The sequence below is a fragment of the Paraburkholderia phosphatilytica genome (genome assembly GCF_003443895.1).
Lineage (GTDB): Bacteria > Pseudomonadota > Gammaproteobacteria > Burkholderiales > Burkholderiaceae > Paraburkholderia > Paraburkholderia phosphatilytica.
Map to the genome: position 1 here is coordinate 121368 of NZ_QQOA01000013.1, position 21951 is coordinate 143318.

General features: G+C 67.0%; 15 protein-coding genes. 6 read left to right on the forward strand and 9 right to left on the reverse strand.

Annotated elements, in window-relative coordinates; translation table 11 throughout:
* Nucleotides 1-70 precede the first annotated feature (70 nt).
* From glgB to DVS29_RS16425, 4 genes are all read right to left on the reverse strand, one after another.
* The gene (gene glgB / locus DVS29_RS16410; protein WP_118181521.1) at nt 71-2287 is read right to left on the reverse strand and encodes a 1,4-alpha-glucan branching protein GlgB; all 2217 of its coding nucleotides are present in this window, start codon (nt 2285-2287) and stop codon (nt 71-73) included.
* Entirely contained in the window at nt 2280-5726 is a 3447-nt protein-coding gene (gene treS, locus DVS29_RS16415; protein WP_118181522.1) for a maltose alpha-D-glucosyltransferase, read from the reverse strand. The genes glgB and treS overlap by 8 nt, the downstream gene beginning before the upstream one ends.
* Entirely contained in the window at nt 5723-9211 is a 3489-nt protein-coding gene (locus DVS29_RS16420) for a maltotransferase domain-containing protein (RefSeq protein WP_118181523.1), read from the reverse strand. The genes treS and DVS29_RS16420 overlap by 4 nt, the downstream gene beginning before the upstream one ends.
* A gap of 519 nt (nt 9212-9730) precedes the next feature.
* Nucleotides 9731-10381, reverse strand: a complete 651-nt coding sequence (locus DVS29_RS16425; protein ID WP_118181524.1) for a DUF1345 domain-containing protein — start codon at nt 10379-10381, stop codon at nt 9731-9733.
* 263 nt (nt 10382-10644) lie between these two features.
* On the opposite strand from DVS29_RS16425, the gene DVS29_RS16430 reads away from it, so the two are divergent.
* The 4 genes from DVS29_RS16430 (at nt 10645) to DVS29_RS16445 (ending at nt 15325) form a co-directional block, all read left to right on the forward strand.
* Nucleotides 10645-11208: a sugar dehydrogenase complex small subunit gene (locus DVS29_RS16430; RefSeq protein ID WP_118181525.1), complete on the forward strand. Its 564-nt coding sequence runs from the start codon at nt 10645-10647 to the stop codon at nt 11206-11208.
* 113 nt (nt 11209-11321) lie between these two features.
* Entirely contained in the window at nt 11322-12923 is a 1602-nt protein-coding gene (locus tag DVS29_RS16435; RefSeq protein WP_118181526.1) for a GMC family oxidoreductase, read from the forward strand.
* Between the two features lie 20 nt (nt 12924-12943).
* Nucleotides 12944-14401: a c-type cytochrome gene (locus DVS29_RS16440; protein WP_118181527.1), complete on the forward strand. Its 1458-nt coding sequence runs from the start codon at nt 12944-12946 to the stop codon at nt 14399-14401.
* 186 nt (nt 14402-14587) lie between these two features.
* Nucleotides 14588-15325 (forward strand): metallophosphoesterase, encoded by a 738-nt coding sequence (locus DVS29_RS16445; protein WP_118181528.1) that lies wholly within the window; start codon nt 14588-14590, stop codon nt 15323-15325.
* A gap of 51 nt (nt 15326-15376) precedes the next feature.
* Here the strand turns inward: DVS29_RS16445 and DVS29_RS16450 are convergent, their stop codons facing one another.
* Nucleotides 15377-16078 (reverse strand): RES family NAD+ phosphorylase, encoded by a 702-nt coding sequence (locus DVS29_RS16450; protein WP_118181529.1) that lies wholly within the window; start codon nt 16076-16078, stop codon nt 15377-15379.
* Nucleotides 16075-16497 (reverse strand): MbcA/ParS/Xre antitoxin family protein, encoded by a 423-nt coding sequence (locus tag DVS29_RS16455; protein WP_118181530.1) that lies wholly within the window; start codon nt 16495-16497, stop codon nt 16075-16077. The genes DVS29_RS16450 and DVS29_RS16455 overlap by 4 nt, the downstream gene beginning before the upstream one ends.
* A gap of 269 nt (nt 16498-16766) precedes the next feature.
* Between DVS29_RS16455 and DVS29_RS16460 the strand changes: the two genes are divergently transcribed.
* Complete coding sequence (locus DVS29_RS16460) at nt 16767-18404, forward strand: methyl-accepting chemotaxis protein (protein WP_118181531.1); 1638 nt, start codon at nt 16767-16769, stop codon at nt 18402-18404.
* On the opposite strand, the gene DVS29_RS16465 is transcribed toward DVS29_RS16460, so the two are convergent.
* The gene (locus tag DVS29_RS16465; RefSeq protein ID WP_118181532.1) at nt 18331-19341 is read right to left on the reverse strand and encodes a LysR substrate-binding domain-containing protein; all 1011 of its coding nucleotides are present in this window, start codon (nt 19339-19341) and stop codon (nt 18331-18333) included. The genes DVS29_RS16460 and DVS29_RS16465 overlap by 74 nt on opposite strands.
* A gap of 78 nt (nt 19342-19419) precedes the next feature.
* Between DVS29_RS16465 and DVS29_RS16470 the strand changes: the two genes are divergently transcribed.
* Nucleotides 19420-20073: a glutathione S-transferase family protein gene (locus DVS29_RS16470; protein WP_118181533.1), complete on the forward strand. Its 654-nt coding sequence runs from the start codon at nt 19420-19422 to the stop codon at nt 20071-20073.
* A 9-nt stretch (nt 20074-20082) separates the two neighbouring features.
* On the opposite strand, the gene DVS29_RS16475 is transcribed toward DVS29_RS16470, so the two are convergent.
* Together DVS29_RS16475 and DVS29_RS16480 are read right to left on the reverse strand one after the other, a co-directional pair.
* Nucleotides 20083-20667 (reverse strand): cytochrome b, encoded by a 585-nt coding sequence (locus DVS29_RS16475; RefSeq protein ID WP_118181534.1) that lies wholly within the window; start codon nt 20665-20667, stop codon nt 20083-20085.
* Nucleotides 20664-21713: a catalase family peroxidase gene (locus tag DVS29_RS16480; RefSeq protein ID WP_118181535.1), complete on the reverse strand. Its 1050-nt coding sequence runs from the start codon at nt 21711-21713 to the stop codon at nt 20664-20666. Before DVS29_RS16480 ends, DVS29_RS16475 begins: the two co-directional genes overlap by 4 nt.
* Nucleotides 21714-21951: the final 238 nt, after the last annotated feature.

Consider the following 21951-nt stretch of genomic DNA (forward strand, 5'->3'; position numbering starts at 1 on the left):
CCGTTCCCCTTTCTGGCGTATTGTCATCGTCGGTGCGGAGCGGCGCGCGGGCCATGACGAGACGGTGTCATCAGCGGTCGGCGCGCAGCACGATCGTCGCGAGCGGCGGCAGTACCAGCGAAACCGACTGCGGCTTGCCGTGGCTTTGCACGTCCTCGCTCACGACGAGTCCACCATTGCCCATGTTCGAGCCGCCATACACGCCGGCGTCGGTATTCAGGACTTCGAGCCATCGGCCGTGATGCGTGACGCCGAGCCGGTAGCCGCTGCGCGGCACCGGCGTCATGTTGCAGACCGTCACCACTTCGCGCCCCGCGCCGTCCATCCGGCGGTACGCGAACACGCTGTTGCCGCTGTCGTCGCCGACGAGCCATTCGAAGCCGCCCGGTTCGCTGTCCAGCCGGTAGAGCGCGGGTTCGTCGCGATACAGCGTGTTCAGGTCGTGCACGAGTTTCTGCACGCCGCGATGGAATGGTTCGTCGAGCAGATGCCAGTGCGGCGAGCCGTCGTGATTGAACTCCGCCATCTGACCGAACTCGCCGCCCATGAAGAGCAGCTTCTTGCCCGGGTGCGTCCACATGAAGCCGAAGTACGCGCGCAGGTTCGCGAAGCGTTGCCACGGGTCGCCCGGCATCTTGCCGAGCAGCGACCCCTTGCCGTGCACCACCTCGTCGTGCGAAAGCGGCAGCACGAAGCGCTCCGAGTACGCGTAGACCATCCCGAACGTCATGTTGTGATGGTGATACTGGCGGTAGACCGGGTCTTCATGCATGTAGTGCAGCGTGTCGTGCATCCAGCCCATGTTCCACTTGAACTGGAAGCCGAGCCCGCCGTTGTCCAATGGTGCCGTGACGCCGGGCCACGCGGTGGATTCCTCCGCGATGGTGATCGCGCCGTGCACGTCGGGCATGTGCTGGACTTCGTGATTCAGACGCTTCAGGAACGCGATCGATTCGAGATTCTCGCGGCCGCCGTAGATGTTCGGCACCCACTCGCCAGCCGCGCGCGAATAGTCGCGGTACAGCATCGATGCGACGGCGTCGACGCGCAGCGCGTCGACGTGATACCTCGACAGCCACGCGAGCGCCGACGCGACCAGGAACGCGCTGACCTCGTTGCGGCCGAGGTTGTAGATCATCGTGTTCCAGTCCTGGTGATAGCCCTCGCGCGGATCGGCGTGCTCGTAGAGCGGCGTGCCGTCGAACTGCACGAGCCCGTGCGCGTCGTTCGGAAAGTGCGCGGGCACCCAGTCGAGAATCACGCCGATGCCTTCCTCGTGCGCGCGGTTCACGAACGCCGCGAACTGCTGCGGCGTACCGAAACGCGCGGACGGCGCGAACTGCGACAGCGGTTGATAGCCCCACGAGCCGCCGAACGGATGTTCCGCGACCGGCAGAAATTCGACGTGCGTGAAGCCCATGTTCTTCACGTACGGAATCAGCCGCTCCGCGAGTTCTTCCCAGTCGAGCCCGCGCTGTCCTTCTTCGGCAACGCGCAGCCACGACTCCGCATGCACTTCGTAGATCGAGATCGGCGCCTGCGCGGTCTGCTTGTCTCCGCGCGATGTCATCCAGTCGGCGTCGCCCCAGCGGAAGCCCGCAATTGCATCGTAGTCCGCAACGATCGATGCGGTGGCGGGCGGCTTCTCCGTCTGGAACGCGCAGGGGTCGGCCTTCAGCGGAATCGGGTGGCCGTCGCGCGTCAGCATCTCGTACTTGTAGCGCGTGCCCGCGCCGATGCGCGGAATGAACAGCTCCCACACGCCCGCCTGATGGCGCAGCCGCATCGGATGCCGGCGGCCGTCCCACGCGTTGAAGTCGCCGACCACGGAAACGCGCCGCGCATTCGGCGCCCACACGGCGAAGCGCACGCCCGGAATGCCGTCGATCGTGACGGGCCGCGAGCCGAGCGCTTCATTCACCGCATACGGGTCGCCCCATGACAGGCGTTGCAGCACGTCGTCCGACAGGATCGGAGCGAATGAAAAGGTGTCCTCGATTTCCTGATCGACGCCGTGCCAGTCGATCACGAGCCGGTACGGCACGGCTTCGTCGACGCTGCCGGCGAACAGGCCGCCGTGCCGGATCTCGCTCAGCTGGCCCAGCACGCGGCCGTCATGACGCGCGACGACCTGCACGCCGCGCGCATTCGGCAGCAGCGCGCGTACGACGGTGCCGCTCGCGGTGTCATGCATGCCAAGCAGCGAGAACGGATCGGGATGGCGCGCTTCGGCGAGCGCGTCCATTTCGAGCGGATGCAGACCGATGGCTGGATCATGCTCACTCATAGTCGCCCTCGGAGGGATAGTCGGAAGGGGATTGCGGATTGCTCTCGCCGGTTTCGGCGGGCGCTCCTGTGTCGCCGAGCAGACGGCTCGCGAGCGCGGCGAGTCCGCGTACCGGCAGGCCGATCCACGTCGGCCGGTTGGCCGCTTCGTAGCGGACCTCGTACGCGGCCTTCTCGATCAGGAACAGATCGAGCAGCGCGGCTTCCGATTCCGGCGCGACGAGCGGCTGCGGCGAGCTTTCCGCGGCTGCGCGGTACTCGTTCAGGAAGCGGATCGCGCCATAGCCACGGAAGCGCTCGAACAGCGCGCGCTTGCGGTCCGCGGTCTGCTGCGGCGCCGATTCCGTGGTGGACTGCGCGGCCGCGCTCGCGTACGACAGCGAGCGCAGCAGCCCGGCCACGTCGCGCAGCGGGCTCTGCTTGCGGCGGCGCGCTTCGAGCGGCCGCGCGGGCTCGCCTTCGAAGTCGATCAGATACGCGTCGCCCTGCGCGACCAGCACCTGGCCCAGATGGAAGTCGCCATGGACGCGGATGCACAGCGCGCCCGCGCTGGTCGGCACGAGCTTCGCGACGGCTTCGGTCAACGCCGCGCGGCGGTCGAGCAGGCTCTGCGCGAGATCGCGCGTGTCGCCCGTGAGTTCGGCGATGTTGTTCGCGAGCACGTCGAGCGCGCTGGCGAGCATCGTCTGCGTATCGTCGATCCACGTCTGGATCTGCTCGGGCTTCGCCGCTTCAGGGGCGAACGCCGGGTCGTCGGTGGGTTGCGCGAGCGCGGCGTGCAGTTCGCCGAGCCGCCTGCCGATCGCGCCGATCAGCTGGCAGTAGCCTTCGTGCGCGTCCTCGGCGTCCTGCTCGCGGTGCGCGGTGGTTTCTTCGGTATCGAACGACAGCGCGAGTTCGTCCACCGCGCGGCGCAGGTAGTCGAGCGCCCAGTTCCAGGCGTCGCCCTGGTTGTCGATGAAGCCCTGCATGATCGCGAGCATGTGCGGCACGCCGTCCGGATCGACACGCACCACTTCGCCGAAGAGCGGCGCGGTGTTCGCGTAGCCGATCTTCGTCAGATAGCGGCTCATTTCCGCTTCCGGATGGATGCCGGGCAGCACGCGCCGCACCAGCTTCAGCACCGCGACGTCGGCGATCACGAGCGAGCTGTTGCTCTGCTCGGCCGCGAGCCAGCGGATCGGCGGACGGTCGCCGAGCTCCGCGAGTTCTTCGATGCGGCTGGTCGGGATGAACTTGATCTCGCTCTTCTGCACGGTTGGCACGCTGCTGCTCGCGCGCAACATGCGCAGCACGCCGTGGCCGAACTGCGGCAGCGCGAACGCGTCCGTCAGATGGCCGACCGTCCGGCCGCGCCGCACCCGTCCGAGCGCGAGCTGCATGTAGAGCGGCGTGGTCGTATCGGCGCCCCACGTGATGCCGAGCGGCAGTACGTAGCGCTCGGTGTGATCGCCCACATCGGCCTCGATCTCGGTGAACGCGAAGCCTGCGTCGGGCATCGTCGTCAACGCGGCGAGGCGCACCGCCTTCAGCTTCTGGTCCTTCGACGCGAACCAGCGGCGCCGCTTCAGATACGACGGCAGCACTTCGGATTCGAGCAGACGCACGTTGTCCGGCGTCGGCCCGACCTGGCCTTCGCGCATCACGAGCGTGATGAACTCCGGCAACTGCTGCGAAGTGGGCTGCGCCCACGCGGGGCGCTGATCGCCTTCGCACAGCAGAAACCACAGAAAGCCGTACGGCGGGAAGGTCAGCAGATACGGCAGCTGGCCGATCGCGGGGAATACGGAGTCCGCGGTCATCTCGATCGGCACCCAGCCGTTGAATTCGGACAGATCGAGCTCGACCGCCTGCGGCGCGCGCGACAGATTCGCGACGCACAGGATTGGCGCTTCGCCCGGCGCTTCGCGCACGTACGCGAGGATCTTGCGATTCTCCGGACGCAGGAAGCGGATGCTGCCGCGGCCGAACGCCTGGCGCGCGCGGCGCGTCGATAGCATGCGGCGGGTCCAGTTCAGCAGCGAATGCGGGTCGCGCGCCTGCGCTTCGACATTGATCGCATCGAAGCCGTACAGCGAGCCCATCACCGGCGGCGCGACGAGCTGTTCGGGATCGGCGCGCGAGAAGCCGCCGTTGCGGTCCGACGACCATTGCATCGGCGTGCGCACGCCGTCGCGGTCGCCGAGGTGAATGTTGTCGCCCATGCCGAGCTCGTCGCCGTAGTAGATCACCGGCGTGCCAGGCATCGACAGCAGCAGCGAGTTGATCAGCTCGATGCGCCGGCGGTCGCGCTCCATCAGCGGCGCGAGGCGGCGACGAATGCCCAGGTTCAGGCGCGCGCGACGGTCGCTCGCGTAGGTGTTCCACAGATAGTCGCGCTCGGAGTCCGTGACCATCTCGAGCGTCAGCTCGTCGTGATTGCGCAGGAAGATCGCCCACTGGCACGACGCCGCGAGATCCGGCGTCTGCTTCATGATGTCGAGAATCGGGAAGCGGTCCTCGCTCGCGATCGACATGTAGATGCGCGGCATCAGCGGGAAGTGGAACGCCATATGGCATTCGTCTTCGCTGCCGAAGTATTCCTGCACGTCTTCCGGCCACTGGTTCGCTTCGGCGAGCAGCATCCGGTTCGGGTATTCGGCGTCGATGGTCGCACGGATCTTCTTCAGGATCGCGTGCGTTTCGGGCAGGTTCTCGTTGTTCGTGCCTTCGCGTTCCACGAGGTACGGCACCGCGTCGAGCCGCAGCCCGTCGATGCCCATGTCGAGCCAGAAGCGCATCACCTGTAGCACTTCCTTCAGCACCGTCGGGTTGTCGAAGTTCAGGTCCGGCTGGTGCGAGTAGAAGCGGTGCCAGTAATACGCGCCGGCAACGGGATCGTGCGTCCAGTTGGACGGCTCGGAGTCGATGAAGATGATGCGGGTCTGCTCGTACTTCTTGTCCGTATCGGACCACACGTAGAAGTTGCGATGATTCGAGCCGGGCTTCGCGCGGCGCGCGCGCTGGAACCACGGGTGCTGGTCCGACGTGTGGTTGATCACCAGCTCGGTGATCACGCGGATACCGCGCGCGTGCGCCGCCTGGATGAGGCGCTTCACGTCGCTCAGGTTGCCGTAGTCCGGATGCACGTTGCGATAGTCGGCGATGTCGTAGCCGTCGTCGCGGCGCGGCGATGGATAGAACGGCAGCAGCCAGATCGCGTTGACGCCCAGCTCGGCGATGTAGTCGAGCTTCGCGAGCAGGCCGGGGAAGTCGCCGACGCCGTCGTTGTTCGCGTCGAAGAACGACTTCACGTGCACCTGGTAGATGATCGCGTCCTTGTACCAGAGCGGATCGTCGGGCAGCGGCGCGGGTTTGCGGCTGCGGCGGGGCCGCAGCTTGTGCATTGCACGGCCTTCGTCATCGATCACGTTCGCTTCCGAAGTTTCGTCTCGTTTCATTTCGCACCCTTCTTCGGTGGGTCGAAGCCGGCCTCGAAGTCGATGGCCGGATCCTGCTGCGTGTCAACCGCATCGGACGCCGCGTGCTCGTTCCAGTCCGGTTCCGGACGCGGCAGGCCGCCTGCGGGCGCAATGCGCCAGATCGCGAACGGCGTGCGGCCCGGATCGAGCCGCACGTGCTGCCAGCGGCCTTGCCATTCGAAACGCGTGCCGTTCATCTGGTCGATCACTTCGAGGTTCGCGTGATCGTGCAGATGCCAATGGTCGAATGTCGCGCGCGACAGTTCGATGTCCGCGCCCTGTTCGTTGTACGGATCGAGATTGATCGCGACGACGATCACGTTGTCGCGCGATGGCGTCGCCTTCTCGAACACCAGAATGCCGTCGTTGTGCGCCGGCAGGAAGGTGATCTCGAGATGCGTATGCAGCGCCGGATTCGCGCGGCGGATCCGGTTCAGCGCGGTGATGTCGGCGACGATGTTGCCGGGCCGGTGCCAGTCCCACGCGCGCAACTGGTACTTCTCGGAGTCGAGGTATTCCTCGCTGTTCGGCAGCGCGGCGGCTTCGCACAATTCGAAGCCGCTATACACGCCCCACAGGCCCGACAGCGTCGCGGCGAGCGCGGCGCGGATCAGGAAGCCGGTGCGTCCTTGCCGCTGCAGATGACGCGGGTTGATGTCCGGCGTGTTGACGAAGAAGTTCGGCCGGTAAGTGTCGCGGGCGTCGGTCTGCGTCAGCTCCGTCATGTACTCGATGAAGTCGCGCTTCGATTCGCGCCACGTGAAATACGTGTACGACTGCGAGAAGCCGATCTTGCCGAGCCGGTTCATCATGCGCGGCCGCGTGAACGCTTCGGCGAGGAAGATCACGTCGGGGAAGCGCGCGCGCACGTCGCCGATCATCCATTCCCAGAACGGCAGCGGCTTGGTGTGCGGATTGTCGACGCGGAAGATCTTCACGCCCGCGTCGATCCAGAACAGGATCACGTCGCGCAGCGCGAGCCACAGTTCGGGCTTTGCATCGTGCGCATAGAAGTCCGGGTTCACGATGTCCTGGTACTTCTTCGGCGGATTTTCCGCGTAGCGCAGCGTGCCGTCGGGACGCCACGCGAACCACGTCGGGTGCTGCTTGAGCCACGGGTGGTCGGGCGAGCACTGGATCGCGAAGTCGAGCGCGATTTCGAGGCCGTGCGCGTGTGCGGCGGCGAGCATCTGTTTGAAGTCGTCGAGCGTGCCGAGCTGCGGATGCGTCGCGTCATGGCCGCCTTCCGTGCCGCCGATCGCATACGGGCTGCCGACGTCACCCGGGTTCGCGGTCAGCGTGTTGTTGCGGCCTTTGCGGTTCGCAACGCCGATCGGGTGGATCGGCGGGAAGTACAGCACGTCGAAGCCCATCTCGCGAATGCGTGGCAGCTTGCCCGTGACATCGCGGAACGTGCCGTGGCGCGATTCGTCGTCGCTCATCGAGCGCGGGAAGATCTCGTACCAGCTCGCGAAGCGCGCGGCCGTACGGTCCGCGTCAATCTTGTAGATCACCGGATCGTGCACGAGGAACGGACGATGCCGCGCGGCGGCGATCGCTTTTTCCGTGGCGGGTGCGAACAGCAGTTCGCGTCGCGCGTCGTAGTCGCCTTTCTTGAAGTCGACAGCGATGCGCTCCAGCGCGGCCTTGTCGGGCCGATCGGCGTTGTCCGCGGTGCCGGCTTCCGCGAGGATCAGCGCGAACAGATGATTTGCTTCCTCGAACTCGAGCTCGACCGTCTGGCCGGCGTTCAGCTTCTTGTGCACGTGCTCCGCGAGCGACGCGAAATCGTCGCGCCACGCGATCACGGTGAATTCGTAGCGCCCGACGCGATCGAGCGGCACGCGCGCATGCCACAAATCGAGGCCTGCGGGCTGTGCGGGTCGCATCGGCACTTCGTGCCATGCGGTTTCGTCGGCGGCGCGCCAGATCACCGCGGCGGCGATCTTGTCGTGGCCTTCGGCGAAGATCGCGGCCGTCACGTCGACGCGTTCGCCCACCACGCGCTTCACCGCGAAGCGCCCATGGTCCGACTGAGGCGTCACGCTTTCGATGGCCACGCGCGGCGCGGCGATCGCGTCCATCACGCTCTTCGTGCCGCTGGTCTTGCTGTTGGGCTTGTCGATGGGCGGCGCGAGGCTGATCGGCGCTTCGGACGAGGCGTTGAAGAGCCGGCATTGGCCAGGCGCCAGCGAGAACGGCCGCAGGCCGCGCGGTCCGGTCTCGGACTTGCGGTCGAGCGGCACGAAGCGCGTGAAGTTGCCGGGCACCGCGTCGAGGAAGGCTTCCGGATCTACGCGCACCGGGCTCACGAGGTCGGGGTTGATCAGCGCGAGCACCGCCTGGTTCGAATCGCGCAGATCGCTCGCGTCGCCGCGCAGCAGCGCCGCGACGGCCGCGCCGGGAGCGCTCAGCGACCGCAGTTCGCCGACCGTGTTCAGCGTCCAGTTGTCGCGCGACAGCAGGTTCACGCGCGCGACGTCTTCGCCCAGGTCGAAGCGGCCCGCGTTCTTCAGCTCGGTGAGCGTGGTCTTCTGGCCTTGCGTGTGCGACAGCGCTTCGGGCACGCCGTATTCGAAGCCGAGCGGCATCAGCCAGCCGGTGCCGATCGCGGCGGACGCGAACAGCGCGCGCCGATACGCGCGTTCGACGGCGGCGGAATCGTGTGCGTTCGGCAGGTCCGCGACGAGACGCGTGCCGTACGGCGCTTCGGGAAACGCGAGCGGCGCGCCGATGCGGGTGAGGAGCGCGTACTCCTCGGTCATCCACGCCGAGCGGAAGTCCCACCAGCGCATCGACGTGAACACGTTGTCGAAGCCCGCATGTTCGAGCGACGCGATCGCGTCGCTCGTGAGACCGGGCGTGGCCGCGATGAAACGCACCGACGGGTGCGCGCCGCGTAGCGCCGCGCCGAGCTGGCGCCACGCGCTCGCGGGCACGCGGTGCGGCGAATCGAAACGAAAGCCGGCGATGCCCGCGTTCGCGAGACCGAGCAGCGTCTGCGTCCACCATTCGACGAGCGCGCCGCGCGACGCTTCGTCGGTGAAGTTCGCGTAGCCGACGTTGTCTTCGCGATGCACGTGGCGCGGATCGAGCCGCGCCTCTTCCGATTCGAACGGATGGAACCACTCGGGATGCGACGTGAAGAGCGTGCCGTCGGCCGCGACGCGGTCGATCGCGTTGTCGAGCAGCAGCGACAGGCCCTGCGCGCGCGCCCTGGCGGCCAGCGCGTGCAGCGCCTCGTTGGCGGACTGGCCGGTATCGAACGCGGGATGCAGGAGGCCGTGGTCGGCGACGAGCTGTGCATGCCCGACGTGGCCGGGCTGGAACGCGTCGCCGATCAGCACGTGGTCGAAGCCGAGCGAGGCGGCGTGCTCGAACCAGGGTTCCCAGGCTGCGAGCGGCCCGGCGACAGGCGCGTGAATGAAATAGATCCGCGGCGCGTATGCGTGGGGAGGTTCCATCGGTCGTTTCCAGATAGGTCCTGCTGCGAGGTGGATGCACGTCTGTGCGATCACATCGCCCGTTGGGCTTCCAGAGCCGGGGGTGCCGCCGCTCATGCTCACGGCACGCGCGTACTGGTCAATGTAGTGCAAAGATCGACCGTCCGCGCGGTCGGGTGTTGCGGACTGACGGCGAACGGAAGCGGCGCCGGCCGGTGACGGGATCGCTGTGAACCGGTGGAGGCGCGCGCAGATAGAGTGCGGTGGGAGCAAACCCTATGCCAAGGTGCAGGCAGCTGAACGTTTGCGACGCGGGCGGGCGGCGCACCGGGGGCGTCGGCTGCCGTCCGCGGAAACGGAGATCGCAACGCGTGTAAATCGGCGACGCGACGACGCGGATTTACACGGGCAGCGGCCGCGCGGTGGGTGAGCAGAGGCGTGGCGCGTGCATCACCGCATCGCCCATCGTCATGCGCGCGTCATGAAAATCGCTCGACGTGGAAGCGCCGACGCGCGGCAAGCATCATGACGATAAGGGGTTCACGAACCCAGCAACCCCGCCGCGATGTTCACGCACAGGCCGAGCACGGTCGCGTTGAAGTAGAACGACAGCACCGACTGCGCGAGTGCCGCGCGCCGGATCGGCGACGAGCGCAGTTCGACGTCGGACGTCTGCGAGGCGACCGCGATCGTGAACGAGAAGTACAGGAAGTCCCAGTAGTCGGGATCGAGATCCTGGTCCGGGAACACCAGCGCTGGCGGGTTGGTGTTGAAGTACAGCCGCGCGTAGTGCAGCGTGAAGATGGTCGGAATCAGGAACCACGCACCGAACAGCGTCGCGCCCGTCAACAGATAGTGCAGCAGCAGCGTCGTGCCGTGCGCGTTCTTGACCTGCGCGAGCTCGAGCACGATCGCGGCGACGCTCGCCACCGTCGCCATGCAGATCACGAACAGCACGACGCCCGCGTTCTCGTCGTCGCGCACCGCGATCTCGCGCACGCGCTGATGATGCGCGCGCGCCATGTGCAGCCACAGCAGCACGAGGTAACTCCACACCGCGCAGTCCCACGCGACGAGACCGCGCGCGACCAGCGAGAGATGCGCTTCGATCAGCAGACCGGCGACGATGCCGATCACGAGCGCCACGATCATGCGTGGCCGGTTGCGCAGAGCCTGAGGAAGAAGCGTCATCGGTATGTGTTAGAAGTGTGATTGAGCTATAGTCTTTCGCATCGGCCTTCCACCGGGCTTTCAGCCGAAAGCCGGATGGCAGGTTGGCAGGTTGACCGCCGCTCACGATAACGGCTGAGCGCCGACAGACACAACCACAGCGACAACCATAGATCGCCTTCAAAGGCGGCACAGACCAGGTTTGGGGCGGACAGCCGGCACGCGCGAGGGCGCGGCCGCTGGACCGTAGCCGGTAGAACACGATCACACCATCTGGAGTCCCCATGACAGATGTTCCCGAACAGGGGCCGCGCGACGCGGTCACGCTTTCGGTCTCTCGCAGGGCGATGCTCGTCGGCGCATGTGCTTCCGCCGCCGCGCTCGCGTTCACTTCGGCCGGCCGTTCCGGCTCACCGTTTGCTCTTCCGCTCGCGTTCGGCGATACGCCTGCTCCCGGCAACTACGACGCGTTCGTCGTGCTGTCGCAGCATCTGACCGGCCGCGCGAGATTCGATCCGGTGCTCGGCAAGCGCATCTTCGCGGCGCTCTCGAAGGCGGACAGCCAGTTCACGCAGAACATCGTCGCGCTCAACGGCTGGATCCAGAGCCACGGCGGCGTGCCGTCCGATACGGTCACGCAGGCCTTGCAGACCGATCAGCCCAATCTCGTACCGACGGTCGTCGCGGTGATGCGCGCGTGGTATCTCGGCCTGGTCGGTGCGTCGCCGAAGATCGAGGTGCTCGCCTACGAACGCGCGCTGATGTTCGACCCGGTGAAAGACGTGCTGACGATTCCGTCGTACTGCCGCGACGTGCCGTTCTACTGGACGCAGAAGCCCGCTTCCTGAACGCGCGCGCGGCCCGGCGCTTCTCGCGGCGCCGGTTGCGTTTCGGCCGCGGCGCACGCGCCCGGCCACCCACAACACACGAATAAGCCAGCAGTACAAGAGGGCATGCAATCATGGCAAATGCAACTTCTGCCGACATCGTCGTCGTCGGTTCGGGCGTGGCGGGCGGTCTCGTCGCGCACCAGATGGCGCTTGCCGGCGCATCGGTGATCCTGCTCGAAGCCGGGCCGCGCATTCCGCGCTGGCAGATCGTCGAAAACTTCCGCAACTCGCCCGCGAAGGCCGACTTCGCGACGCCGTACCCGTCCACGCCGTACGCGCCGCATCCCGAATACGCGCCGCCGAACGGCTACCTGATCCAGAAGGGCGACTACCCGTACAACTCGCAGTATGTGCGGCTCGTGGGCGGCACCACGTGGCATTGGGCTGCGGCCGCGTGGCGTCTGCTGCCGTCGGACTTCAAGCTGCACACGACGTACGGCGTGGGCCGCGACTGGCCTTACCCGTACGAGGCGCTCGAGCCGTGGTATTACGCGGCCGAGGTGCAGCTCGGCGTGTCGGGCCCGGACAGCGCAGTCGATCTCGGCTCGCCGCGCTCGAAGGCTTATCCGATGAGCCAGCTGCCGCTGTCCTATATGGACCAGCGCTTCAGCGACGTGCTCAACGGCCAGGGCTTCAAGGTGGTGCCCGAGCCCGTCGCGCGCAACAGCCGTCCATACGATGCGCGCCCCACGTGTTGCGGCAACAACAATTGCATGCCGATCTGCCCGATCGCAGCGATGTACAACGGCGTCGTGCACGCGGAGAAAGCGGAGCAGGCGGGCGCGAAGCTGATCGCGCAGGCGGTGGTGTACAGGATCGAGGCGGACGACAAAGGCCTCATCACCGCGGTTCACTACAAGGACCCGAACGGCAACAGCACGCGCGTGACGGGCAAGCTGTTCGTGCTCGCGGCGAACGGCATCGAAACGCCGAAGCTGATGCTGATGTCGACGAGCGACAAGTTTCCGCATGGCGTAGGCAATCGCTCCGATCAGGTGGGCCGCAACCTGATGGACCATCCGGGCACCGGCGTGACCTTCCTCGCGAACGAAACGCTGTGGCCGGGACGCGGGCCGATGGAGATGACGTCGATCGTGAATTTCCGCGACGGCGCATTCCGTTCCGACTACGCGGCGAAGAAGCTGCACCTGAACAACGGCGTGCCGACGATGTCGGTCACCGCGGCGCTGCTGAAGAACGGCGTGACGGGCGCGGAACTCGACCGGCAGATCCGCGACCGCGCGTCGCGCTACGTCAACATCAACAGCTTCCACGAGCATCTGCCCGAGCCGCAGAACCGCGTCGTGCCGTCGGCGGATCATAAGGATTCGCTCGGCATTCCGCAGCCGGAAATCTACTACTCGATCAACGACTACGTGAAGAAGAGCGCCGCCAACACGCGCGAGCTGTATGCGCAGATCGCGAACCTGCTGGGCGGCACCGAAGTCGCGTTCGACGATACGTTCGCGCCCAACAACCACATCATGGGCACGACGATCATGGGCAGCGATGCGTCGAGCTCGGTCGTCGATCCGGATTGCCGCACGCACGATCACCAGAACCTGTTCATCGCGAGCAGCGGCGTGATGCCGACCGCCGCGTCGGTGAACTGCACGCTGACGATCGCCGCGCTGTCGCTGAAGCTGGCCGACAAGCTGAAGCGCGAAATCTGACCCACCGACGGAGAGCCACCATGACGAAACAGACGTCTCGCGTGCACCCGTCCGGACTGGGCGGCACCTTGCCATCGGGCACGCGGCGCAGGATCCGCATCGCGACGCTCGCTGCGATGTTCTCGCTGTTCGCGCTGTATCTGGCGTGGCACGAGGCGCACGACATCCGCATCGATCGCGACGATGCGCCGTTTGCCACGTCGGCGCTCGCGGAGAATGCGACGGGCGGGAACGGCGACGGTAGCGGCGACAACCTGACCGTGCTGCCGCCCGCTGCGGCGGTGAGCAGCAGCGACCTCGTGAAGCGCGGCGAGTATCTCGCGCGCGCCGGCGATTGCGTGGCCTGCCACACCGCCGACAAGAGCCGGCCATTCGCGGGCGGCCTGCCGATCAACACGCCGTTCGGCACGATCTACACGCCGAACATCACGCCCGATCCCGACACCGGCATCGGCCAGTGGAGCGACAGCGACTTCATGCGCGCGATGCACGAGGGCGTCGGCAAGAGCGGCGAGCGTCTCTATCCGGCGTTTCCGTACACCGAGTACACGCGCGTGACGGACCAGGATGTGCTCGCGATCCGCGCGTATCTGAACACGCTTGCGCCGATCCACTACACGCCGCCGCGCAACGAGCTGCGCTTTCCGTTCAACCTGCGCTGGCTGATGGGCATCTGGAATCTGTTCAACTTCACCGAAGGGCGCTTCGTGCCCGACCCGAAGCAGAGCGCGCAATGGAATCGCGGCGCGTACCTCGTGCAGGGTCTCGCGCACTGCGAGGAGTGCCATACGCCGCGCAACCTGCTGCAGGGGTTGAAGACGAGCGACCGCTTCTCCGGCGCGGTGCAGGCCGGCTGGCACGCGTTCAACATCACGCCGGACCGTAACAGCGGCATCGGCAGCTGGAGCCAGGACGACATCGAGCGTTATCTGTCGACGGGCGCGGTGGCGGGGCGCGCGAACGCGGCCGGGCCGATGGGGCAGGTCGTCGAGGACAGCACGCAGTACCTGACGGGCGAGGACCTGCAGTCGATCGCGATCTATCTGCGCTCGGTGCCGCCCGTTGCCGGCGGCGAGCAGCGTCCGCGCGACCAGTACGGCGCGCCCGCGGCCGACGTGACCACGCTGCGCGGCACCGAGGTGACCGGCGTCAACGGCGCGCAGCTGTTCTCCGGCAACTGCGCGAGCTGCCATAACTGGACCGGCGCGGGCGTCGGCGCGAGCGCGCCGGGCGCCTATCCCTCGCTGATTCACAACAGCGTGACCGGCGCGAACGACGCGAGCAATCTCACGATGGTGATCCTGCACGGCGTGGAGCGGAAAACGAAGGATGCCGACGTGATGATGCCGTCGTTCGCGGACGAACTCACCGACGACCAGATCGCCGCGATCGCGAACTACGTGACGAAGCAGTTCGGCAATCCGGGCTCGACGGTGACGGTCGATGAGGTCGCGAAGCTGCGCGCGACGAAGCAGTGATCGCGCCGCGTTCGTGAAGCGCGTGACGCTCGTGCGTCGATCGCGATGCTGGCGCGTGAGCAAAGTGCGCGCCGTGCACGGCCGCGGTGCGCTCGGTGTTCGCGTGAGTGTTGTTTTGATCGCGAGTGCATGAAAAAACGTCGGTAGCGCACATACGGGTTTTCACCAACGCACTATGATGGAGGCATGGATCCTGTCTCCGTCCCGCTCGTCCAGCACTTTCCGGTGAACACGCAAGGTCGCGACTTCGTTGTCGGCGACCTGCATGGTTGCGTCGATGCGCTGCGCTACCTGCTGCGCACCGTCTCGTTCGACGGTACGCGCGACCGGCTGTTCTCGGTCGGCGACCTGGTGGATCGCGGCACGCAGTCGGTCGAGGCCATCGGCCTGCTCGACAAGCCGTGGTTCCACGCGGTGCTCGGCAATCACGAAGACTCGCTGTGCGCGGTCGTCGAAGGGCGGCTCAAGCGGCACTGGTGGTACAGCATTGGCGGCGCGTGGTCGTCGGCGGTGCCGGAGCGGCAGCTGCAGTTGTACGCGCAGCGGCTGCAGCGCATCCCGCTCGTGATCGTGGTGGGCAGCGGCGGCTCGCGCTTCAACGTGCTGCATGCGGAGTTCTTCGGCGACGACCGCGAGCTGGATAGCGGCAAGTTCTCCGAGGAAGTGCTGCACCGTCTGCTGTGGGGCCGCGATCTCGCCACCGGCGCCGCGGCGCCCGCGCGGCAAAGCGGTCTCTCCACCACCTACTGCGGCCATACGCCGATGCGCGAGATCCGGCACATCGGCGCGCAGGTCTTCATCGATACCGGAGCGTTCGCGCCGGGCGGCAAGCTCACACTGATCGAAGCGCTCACGGCGCGGCACTGGCAGGTGTCGGTCGAGATGGCGCGCGAGCAGGGCGCCGCGAGCATCGTGCTGCCTTGACGTTGCCTTGACGATGTAACGCGGCCGGCAGCATGCACTGCCGCCGCGTTTTCAACCCACCTGATTCAGCTCGAACACCACGTCGATGGTGCTGCCGTTCCAGTTGTATTCCAGATACGCCGCGTGACGGCAGTCGCGCAGCAGCGCCGTTCTGAATGCCGCCAGGCATTCGCCGCCCCTGTCCCGCACCGACGGATACACGATGCCCGGCGCGCCCGCGCCGCGCACGTCGCGCCCGAGCGCCTGGCCGGCGCTGTAGTCGGTGGGCGAGAGCACGGTCGGGTCGAGCGACGCGTCGCCGCGCAGATCGACCACCTCGCCTTCGGCCTGCACCGTATAGAGCCGCATCTGCTGGCGCAGCGGTTTTTCGTTCGTGGCCGCGAGAAAAAGCCCGGTGTGATAGCGCGTTTCCGCGATCGCGGTGGCGCGCGAGCGCGCGCAGTAGAACACGCCGTAGGTGCCGTCCGAGAAGCGGCTGCCATTCACGTTCAGATGCGTGAAGGCCGCCATGATCGGCCCGTAGCCCGGACCGAAGCGGCGTTCCTCCGGCGGTACGAGATCGAGTTCGCCGATCTCGGTGCGCAGGCGGTCGTTGGTCAACGCCTCGAGCGCGTAAAGCGCCTCGAAGTCGTCGGGCGACGCGACGCGATCGAACAGGTTGACGGCCGGAAAGCGCGTGGGAATCACGCGAAACGCGGGCGACCAGTCGAGCGGCGTGGCCCGCCAGCAGTTCTGCCAGTTCGGTTCAGTCACGCCCAGCCGCCTCGCATTGCGTCGAGATACTGGCGCACCGCGACCAGGTCGCTGATATTGCCGGCCAGCATGCGGTCGAGCGCGCTGCGGCCGCCGAACGGCGGCGCGCTGTTGGGGCGCTTGACCCAGCCATCCGCGGCGGCGGGTTGCGGCAGCAGGATCTGCAGCGCCTTGTAGATGCCGAGCAGCAGCGACAGGCGTTCGAGCGTGTCGCGGCCCAGTCGCGCGCTCGCGGGCGTGCGCTTCCAGTTGAAGAAGGTGGAGCGGCCGGGCGAGCCTAGCAGCGTGATCTGCTCTTCAGTGGTGAGATCCCAGTCTGTTGCGATCCGGAAGAACGCACGCAGGCCGGCCGCCGACATGTCGGCGGCGGTGGGCGCTTTCGATCGCGGTGCCGGGACCGCCTGGGCAGCGTTCGCCATGATGGGCATCCTCGAGTCTTGAATTGAACTTGAATCACATATTAGTCCATTAATGGATTAAAGCAAGTTCATCAATCTGTTTGTCTGATGATTCCCTTTCACATTGCAAGGGTTTCACTGGACAAAACTTTTGCCGGAAGCCGCCGATATTGCAGGCAGGAACCGCTTTGCCGCCGGTCAGCCCGCCAGCGGACACCCGCCGCGCCGGTTCCGCGCCGCCACCCGTGGCGATGCGGTGCGATCTCAATTTGCCTCCCAGAGGGCTCAGGATGCCTAAACTCAGTTTTACGCAGAAGCTGTGGCTGCCGCTCATCATCAGTCTCGTTGCACTGTTCGCCGTGTCGGTGTCGGCTGCGTGGCAGTCGCGCGAGACGCGCATCGAAGAACGCAAGCACGACCTCACGAACGTCGCGCAGGTCGGGCTCAGCATCGTGAAGGAGTACGCAGCGCTCGCGCAAAGCGGCGCGCTCCCTGAAGCGGACGCCCGCAAGCAGGCGCTGGCGCGGCTGCGCGCGGTCCGCTACGGCGAAGACGGCTACTTCCTCGTGATCAATTCGAAGCCGCAGATGGTGATGCACCCCATCAAGCCGGCGCTCGAAGGCAAGGACCTGGCAGGCAGCGCGGATGCCGACGGCCGTCACCACTACGTGACCTTCGCATCGGTGGCGCAGGCGCCGGAAGGCGGCTTCGTCGACTACGTGTTCCCGCATCCGGGCGCGACTTCGGCCCAGGCGGTCGGCAAGATCGGCTACGTGGTGCGCTACGCGCCGTGGGACTGGATCATCGCAACGGGCGCCTATGTCGACGACATCGACGCCGCCTTCATGCAATCGGTGTGGGTGCTGGGCGCGATCTTCCTGGGCGTGGCGGCGCTGCTCATCATGCTGGTCACGCTGACGAACCGCAGCATCCAGCACACGATCGGCGGCGATCCGGCGTATGCCGCGGGTGTCGCGGAGGCGATCGCTTCCGGCGATCTGACGGTCGCGATCCGCACGCGTAACGACGACACATCGAGCCTGCTGCACGTAATGCAGCGGATGCGCGAGGCGCTGACCGGCACGATCCGCCAGATCAAGCACGCGTCGGACAACGTGGCGTGCGGCGCGAACGAGATCGCGAACGGCAACGCGGACCTGTCGTCGCGCACGGAGAACCAGGCGGCGTCGCTGCAGGAAACGGCGTCGAGCATGGAGCAGATGACGGCGATGGTGCGCCAGACCGCGGACCACGCGCGCACCGCGAGCGAACTCGCGGCCGGCGCCGCGGACATCGCGAATCGCGGCGGCGCGATGATCACCGATGCAGTGGCGGCGATGAAGGACATCTCGACCGAGTCGGGCCGCATGGTCGAGATCATCGCGACGATCGAAGGCATCGCGTTCCAGACCAATATCCTGGCGCTGAACGCGGCGGTCGAAGCGGCACGCGCGGGCGAGCAGGGCCGTGGCTTCGCGGTGGTCGCGGGCGAAGTGCGCAGCCTCGCGCAACGCAGCGCGACGGCGGCGAAGGAAATTCGCGAGCTGATCAGCCACGCGGTGGATCGCGTCGGCAGCGGCGCGTCGATCGTCGAGAAGACTGGTTCGACCATCGATCAGGCTCGCGATGCGATCGTTCGCGTGACCGGCGTCGTGCAGGAGATCGCGGCCGCGGCGGCGGAGCAGAGCTCGGGCATCGACCAGGTGAACCTCGCGGTCACGCAGATGGACGGCATGACGCAGCAGAACGCGGCGCTCGTCGAACAGGCGGCGGCCGCGGCGCAGTCGCTGAAAGAGCAGGCGCTGAATCTGCAGCGCGCGGCCGCGGCGTTCCAGGTCGACGACGATGCCGCGGCTAGTGCCGCCGGGTCGTCTGCTTCGGCGGCGCGCTCAAGGACGCCTGGCCAGCGGCGACCCGCGTTCGCGTAAGCCGTGCCCGTTTGACAGCGGGCGCCGCGATCTCGCCGTGCAGCCATGCGCGGAGCGCGTCGATCGCGGCGAGCTTCGCGCTGTCGGCGCGCCACACCAGGTAGTGCGCGTGCACGTCGACGATGCTGCGTTTCCACAGCCGCACGAGCCTGCCGTCCGCAAGCTCGGCTTCGATCAGCGAGCGGCGCGCGAGCGCGATGCCCGCGCCCTTGACGGCCGCTTCGAGCAGGCGGTTCGCTTCATCGAACGACGGCGCATCGGGCGGCACGCTCAGGTCGAGCCCCGCCGCCTGAAACCACGGTTCCCACGGCTGCGTCGTATGCACGAGCAGCTTGCAGCCCGCGAGATCGGCGAAACGGCGCGGCAGTTTGCCGCCACGAAACGCGGGACTCGCGACCGGGAACACTTCTTCGTCCATCAGCTTGTCGCTGCTGAGACCCGGCCATGTGCCGGGACCGTAGCGCAACGCGACATCGATGCGGTCGCGACCATCGAGCCTTGCGAGATGCGTCGAAGGCTTGATGTCGAGCGCAATCTCCGGATGCCGCGCATGAAAGCGCGGCAGGCGCGGCGCGAGCCAGCGTGTTGCAACCGACGGCAGCACGCTGACCATGAGCCTCGTTTCGCGCGCCGCGTGTGACGTGGCGTTCGCGTGTTTGCGCCGGCTCGCGGACGTCGCGCCGAATGCGCGTTCCAGCACGCTCAAACCCTGACGGATCTGCAACGCGAGCGCGTGCGCCTGCGCGGTCGGTTCCGCGCCGGTGCGTTCGCGCGCAAACAGTTCGATGCCGAGTTGCGCTTCCAGCGCGCGAACGTGCTGGCTGACGGCACCTTGCGTGAGCGCGAGTTCGTCGGCGGCGCGCGTGAAGCTGCGCAGGCGGACCGCGGCTTCGAAAGCGCGCAGCGTCTGAAGCGGTGGGATGCGGGCGAGGGTCATCGGGCATTAGTAGCACTAATGCCTGAACCGCACAATCTATCGTTTGAGCCGCGCGCCGAGGGTCCCTACACTCGCCGCATGAATACCTGTCGACTCTACTACTCCCCTGGCTCGTGCTCGCTCGCCGCGCACGTCGTGCTCGAAGAGACCGGCGCGCCATACGTGCTCGATGCCGTTCCCGTTGCCGAAGGCGCGACGCAGTCGCCGCGCTATCTCGCGATCAACCCGAAGGGCCGTGTGCCCGCGCTGGAGCTGCCGGGCGAGCCGCGCGTGCTGACCGAACTGCCTGCGATCGTCACGCTGATCGCGCGGCGGCATCGCGCGGTGCTCGATATGCTGCCCGCCGATCCGCTCGACGAGGCCCGCTGCAACGAATGGTTCGCGTGGCTCACAGGCTGGGTGCACGGCGTGGGCTTCGGCGGCTTGTGGCGGCCGGCGCGCTTCATTGCGGCCCCGGCGTTGCACGCGGCGGTGTCGGCGCATGCGCGCGGCACGATCGAAGCGTCGTACGCGACGATCGAACAGCGCCTGGCCGATGGCCGCGAGTATGCGGTGCCGTGCGGCTACACCGTCGTCGATCCGTTTCTGCTCGTGCTGTACCGCTGGGGCGTGCGTATCGGTCTGCCGATGCGCGACACGTGCCCAGCGTGGTCCGCGTTGACGTCGCGACTGCTCGAACGGCCCGCGGTGCAACGGGTGCTGCGCGACGAAGGGATCGAGTTCGCGGTGTAAGCGCGAGCATCACCGTCCGCCGCGCGCCATGCTGGACAGCACGCCGTCACGCCGGATCAGCCCGTGAAAAAGCGCGGCCGCGAGATGCAGCAGCACCGTTGCGAACAGCAGCAGGCCGAATACCGTGTGCAAGGTGCGCAACGTCGCGTAGAGCTCGACGTTGCGCGGCACGATCGGCGGCAGATGAAGCGGCCCGTATAGCGTGACGGGGAAGCCGCCCGCGGACAGCATCGACCAGCCGATCAGCGGCATCGCGAGCATCAGGCCATAGAGCGCGAGATGCGACGCATACGCGCCCGCTCGCTGCCACGCAGGCAGATCGCGCGGCAGAGGGGGACTGCCGCGCGTCAGCCGCACGCCGATCCGCACGATCACGAGAATCAGCAGCGCGATGCCGAGCGGCCGGTGAATCGCGATCAGCGTCTGATGCAGATGCGAGACGGTCGCGACCATGCCGACGCCCACGAACAGCATCGTGAGGATCAGCACGGCCATGGTCCAGTGCAGGAGCCGCTGCAGCGGCGTGAAGTGCGTATGCGGCGCGGGCGCTGCATCGCGCTTGCGCTGCGGATTCGTGGCGTGAATCGTGCTCATGGGTGGTTCCCGGTGGATGAGTGAACCGTTGCGACACCGTGCGCGGCCTCTTCGCGCTCGCGTCGATTGTACGAGACCGAGTACGCGGCCGACCGCGCGGCGAGCAGCGGATCGTCGGAGGGTGCGATGCCGTCGGGCAGGATGGTCGGATCGAAGTTGACGTCGCGGCACACGCCTTCGGCCTGCGGCGTTGCGCGCTGGATCACGAGCGTGCCCGCATCGATCTGCTGGCGGCCGGATGGCCACGCGATGGTGGCATCGTTGGTGACGTCGCCGGGCGCGGCGACCGTCAGGATCAGATGCCAGCGCACGTCGCCCTGTTGCAGCCTGTGGTCGAGCTCGTTCTGCAGGAAGTCCGGATCGCGCGTTGCCTGCGGGTCGACCGATGCATAGGGCAGCTCGGGCACCACGGACCAGCGGACCGCATGCGTGTCGCCGGCGGCGTTCGTGAAGCGGAACGCGTTGATGCTGTAGTACGCCTCGTTCGCGAGACTCGACGACGGCTGATGCGAAGCGAGCCAGTCGCGCAGCGGCTTCGTTTCCGGATGGCTCGCGAAGAACGCTTTCAGCTTCGCCGGGTTCGGCTTGCCGGTTGCTGGGTCGGGCGCCGCGGCCTGCAGCTGCGCGTAGAACTGCTCAGGCGTATGCACCGCGAAAACCGGCGTCGAGTTCATGCCGGTGCGCCATTGCTGGCCGTTCGCGAGCGAGAACAGCAGCGCCATGCTGCGGATCGGGATGCTCGCGTCGGGCGCGGACGGGTTAGAGCCCGGAATCGCGAAACGCCCGACCACCGGCGTGCGTCCCACTGCGAATACTTCGGCCTTCGAAATAGCGGCGCCGTTGCCGTTGCTGTCGAAGTAGCCGCTGACGCATAGCCCCTTCGCGTGATTGCGACGAAAGCCCGGATGCACGCCGCCGTTCGCTTCGAACTGGTTGACGATGCGCGGCGCGGTGAGCCGCTTCGGCGTGAGCCAGCCGGCGGTCCACGCGAAGCCGGCCGCGAGCGCGGCGACGGCGGCACCGATGGCCGCGAGCCTGCACGGCATGCAGGCGGGCGGGGGAGGAGAATGCGATGGTCGGTGCACGATAGCCTCGATCGGTCGGATGGTCGATGCTTTCGCGAACGCGCATTGTGCGAATCTATTCCCGCGTGTGCCGCAAAGAATATTCTTGCGATATCAGGCTGCTTTCACGGCGCGCTGCCACGGCCGGCGGGCGTGGCGTGCGCGTTTGCGCTACGATCGCTAGCGCTGTGAGACCGATTTCTCGTTGACCCGCGAAACC

What these genes read in the sequence shown, in the direction of transcription:
- DVS29_RS16465 (WP_118181532.1), bottom strand. Translation starts at nt 19,341, where the DNA reads ATGACCCTCGCCCGCATCCCACCGCTTCAGACGCTGCGCGCTTTCGAA.
- DVS29_RS16430 (WP_118181525.1), top strand. Translation starts at nt 10,645, where the DNA reads ATGACAGATGTTCCCGAACAGGGGCCGCGCGACGCGGTCACGCTTTCG.
- glgB (WP_118181521.1), bottom strand. Translation starts at nt 2,287, where the DNA reads ATGAGTGAGCATGATCCAGCCATCGGTCTGCATCCGCTCGAAATGGAC.
- DVS29_RS16420 (WP_118181523.1), bottom strand. Translation starts at nt 9,211, where the DNA reads ATGGAACCTCCCCACGCATACGCGCCGCGGATCTATTTCATTCACGCG.
- DVS29_RS16425 (WP_118181524.1), bottom strand. Translation starts at nt 10,381, where the DNA reads ATGACGCTTCTTCCTCAGGCTCTGCGCAACCGGCCACGCATGATCGTG.
- DVS29_RS16440 (WP_118181527.1), top strand. Translation starts at nt 12,944, where the DNA reads ATGACGAAACAGACGTCTCGCGTGCACCCGTCCGGACTGGGCGGCACC.
- DVS29_RS16470 (WP_118181533.1), top strand. Translation starts at nt 19,420, where the DNA reads ATGAATACCTGTCGACTCTACTACTCCCCTGGCTCGTGCTCGCTCGCC.
- DVS29_RS16435 (WP_118181526.1), top strand. Translation starts at nt 11,322, where the DNA reads ATGGCAAATGCAACTTCTGCCGACATCGTCGTCGTCGGTTCGGGCGTG.
- DVS29_RS16475 (WP_118181534.1), bottom strand. Translation starts at nt 20,667, where the DNA reads ATGAGCACGATTCACGCCACGAATCCGCAGCGCAAGCGCGATGCAGCG.
- DVS29_RS16445 (WP_118181528.1), top strand. Translation starts at nt 14,588, where the DNA reads ATGGATCCTGTCTCCGTCCCGCTCGTCCAGCACTTTCCGGTGAACACG.
- treS (WP_118181522.1), bottom strand. Translation starts at nt 5,726, where the DNA reads ATGAAACGAGACGAAACTTCGGAAGCGAACGTGATCGATGACGAAGGC.
- DVS29_RS16455 (WP_118181530.1), bottom strand. Translation starts at nt 16,497, where the DNA reads ATGGCGAACGCTGCCCAGGCGGTCCCGGCACCGCGATCGAAAGCGCCC.
- DVS29_RS16480 (WP_118181535.1), bottom strand. Translation starts at nt 21,713, where the DNA reads ATGCCGTGCAGGCTCGCGGCCATCGGTGCCGCCGTCGCCGCGCTCGCG.
- DVS29_RS16460 (WP_118181531.1), top strand. Translation starts at nt 16,767, where the DNA reads ATGCCTAAACTCAGTTTTACGCAGAAGCTGTGGCTGCCGCTCATCATC.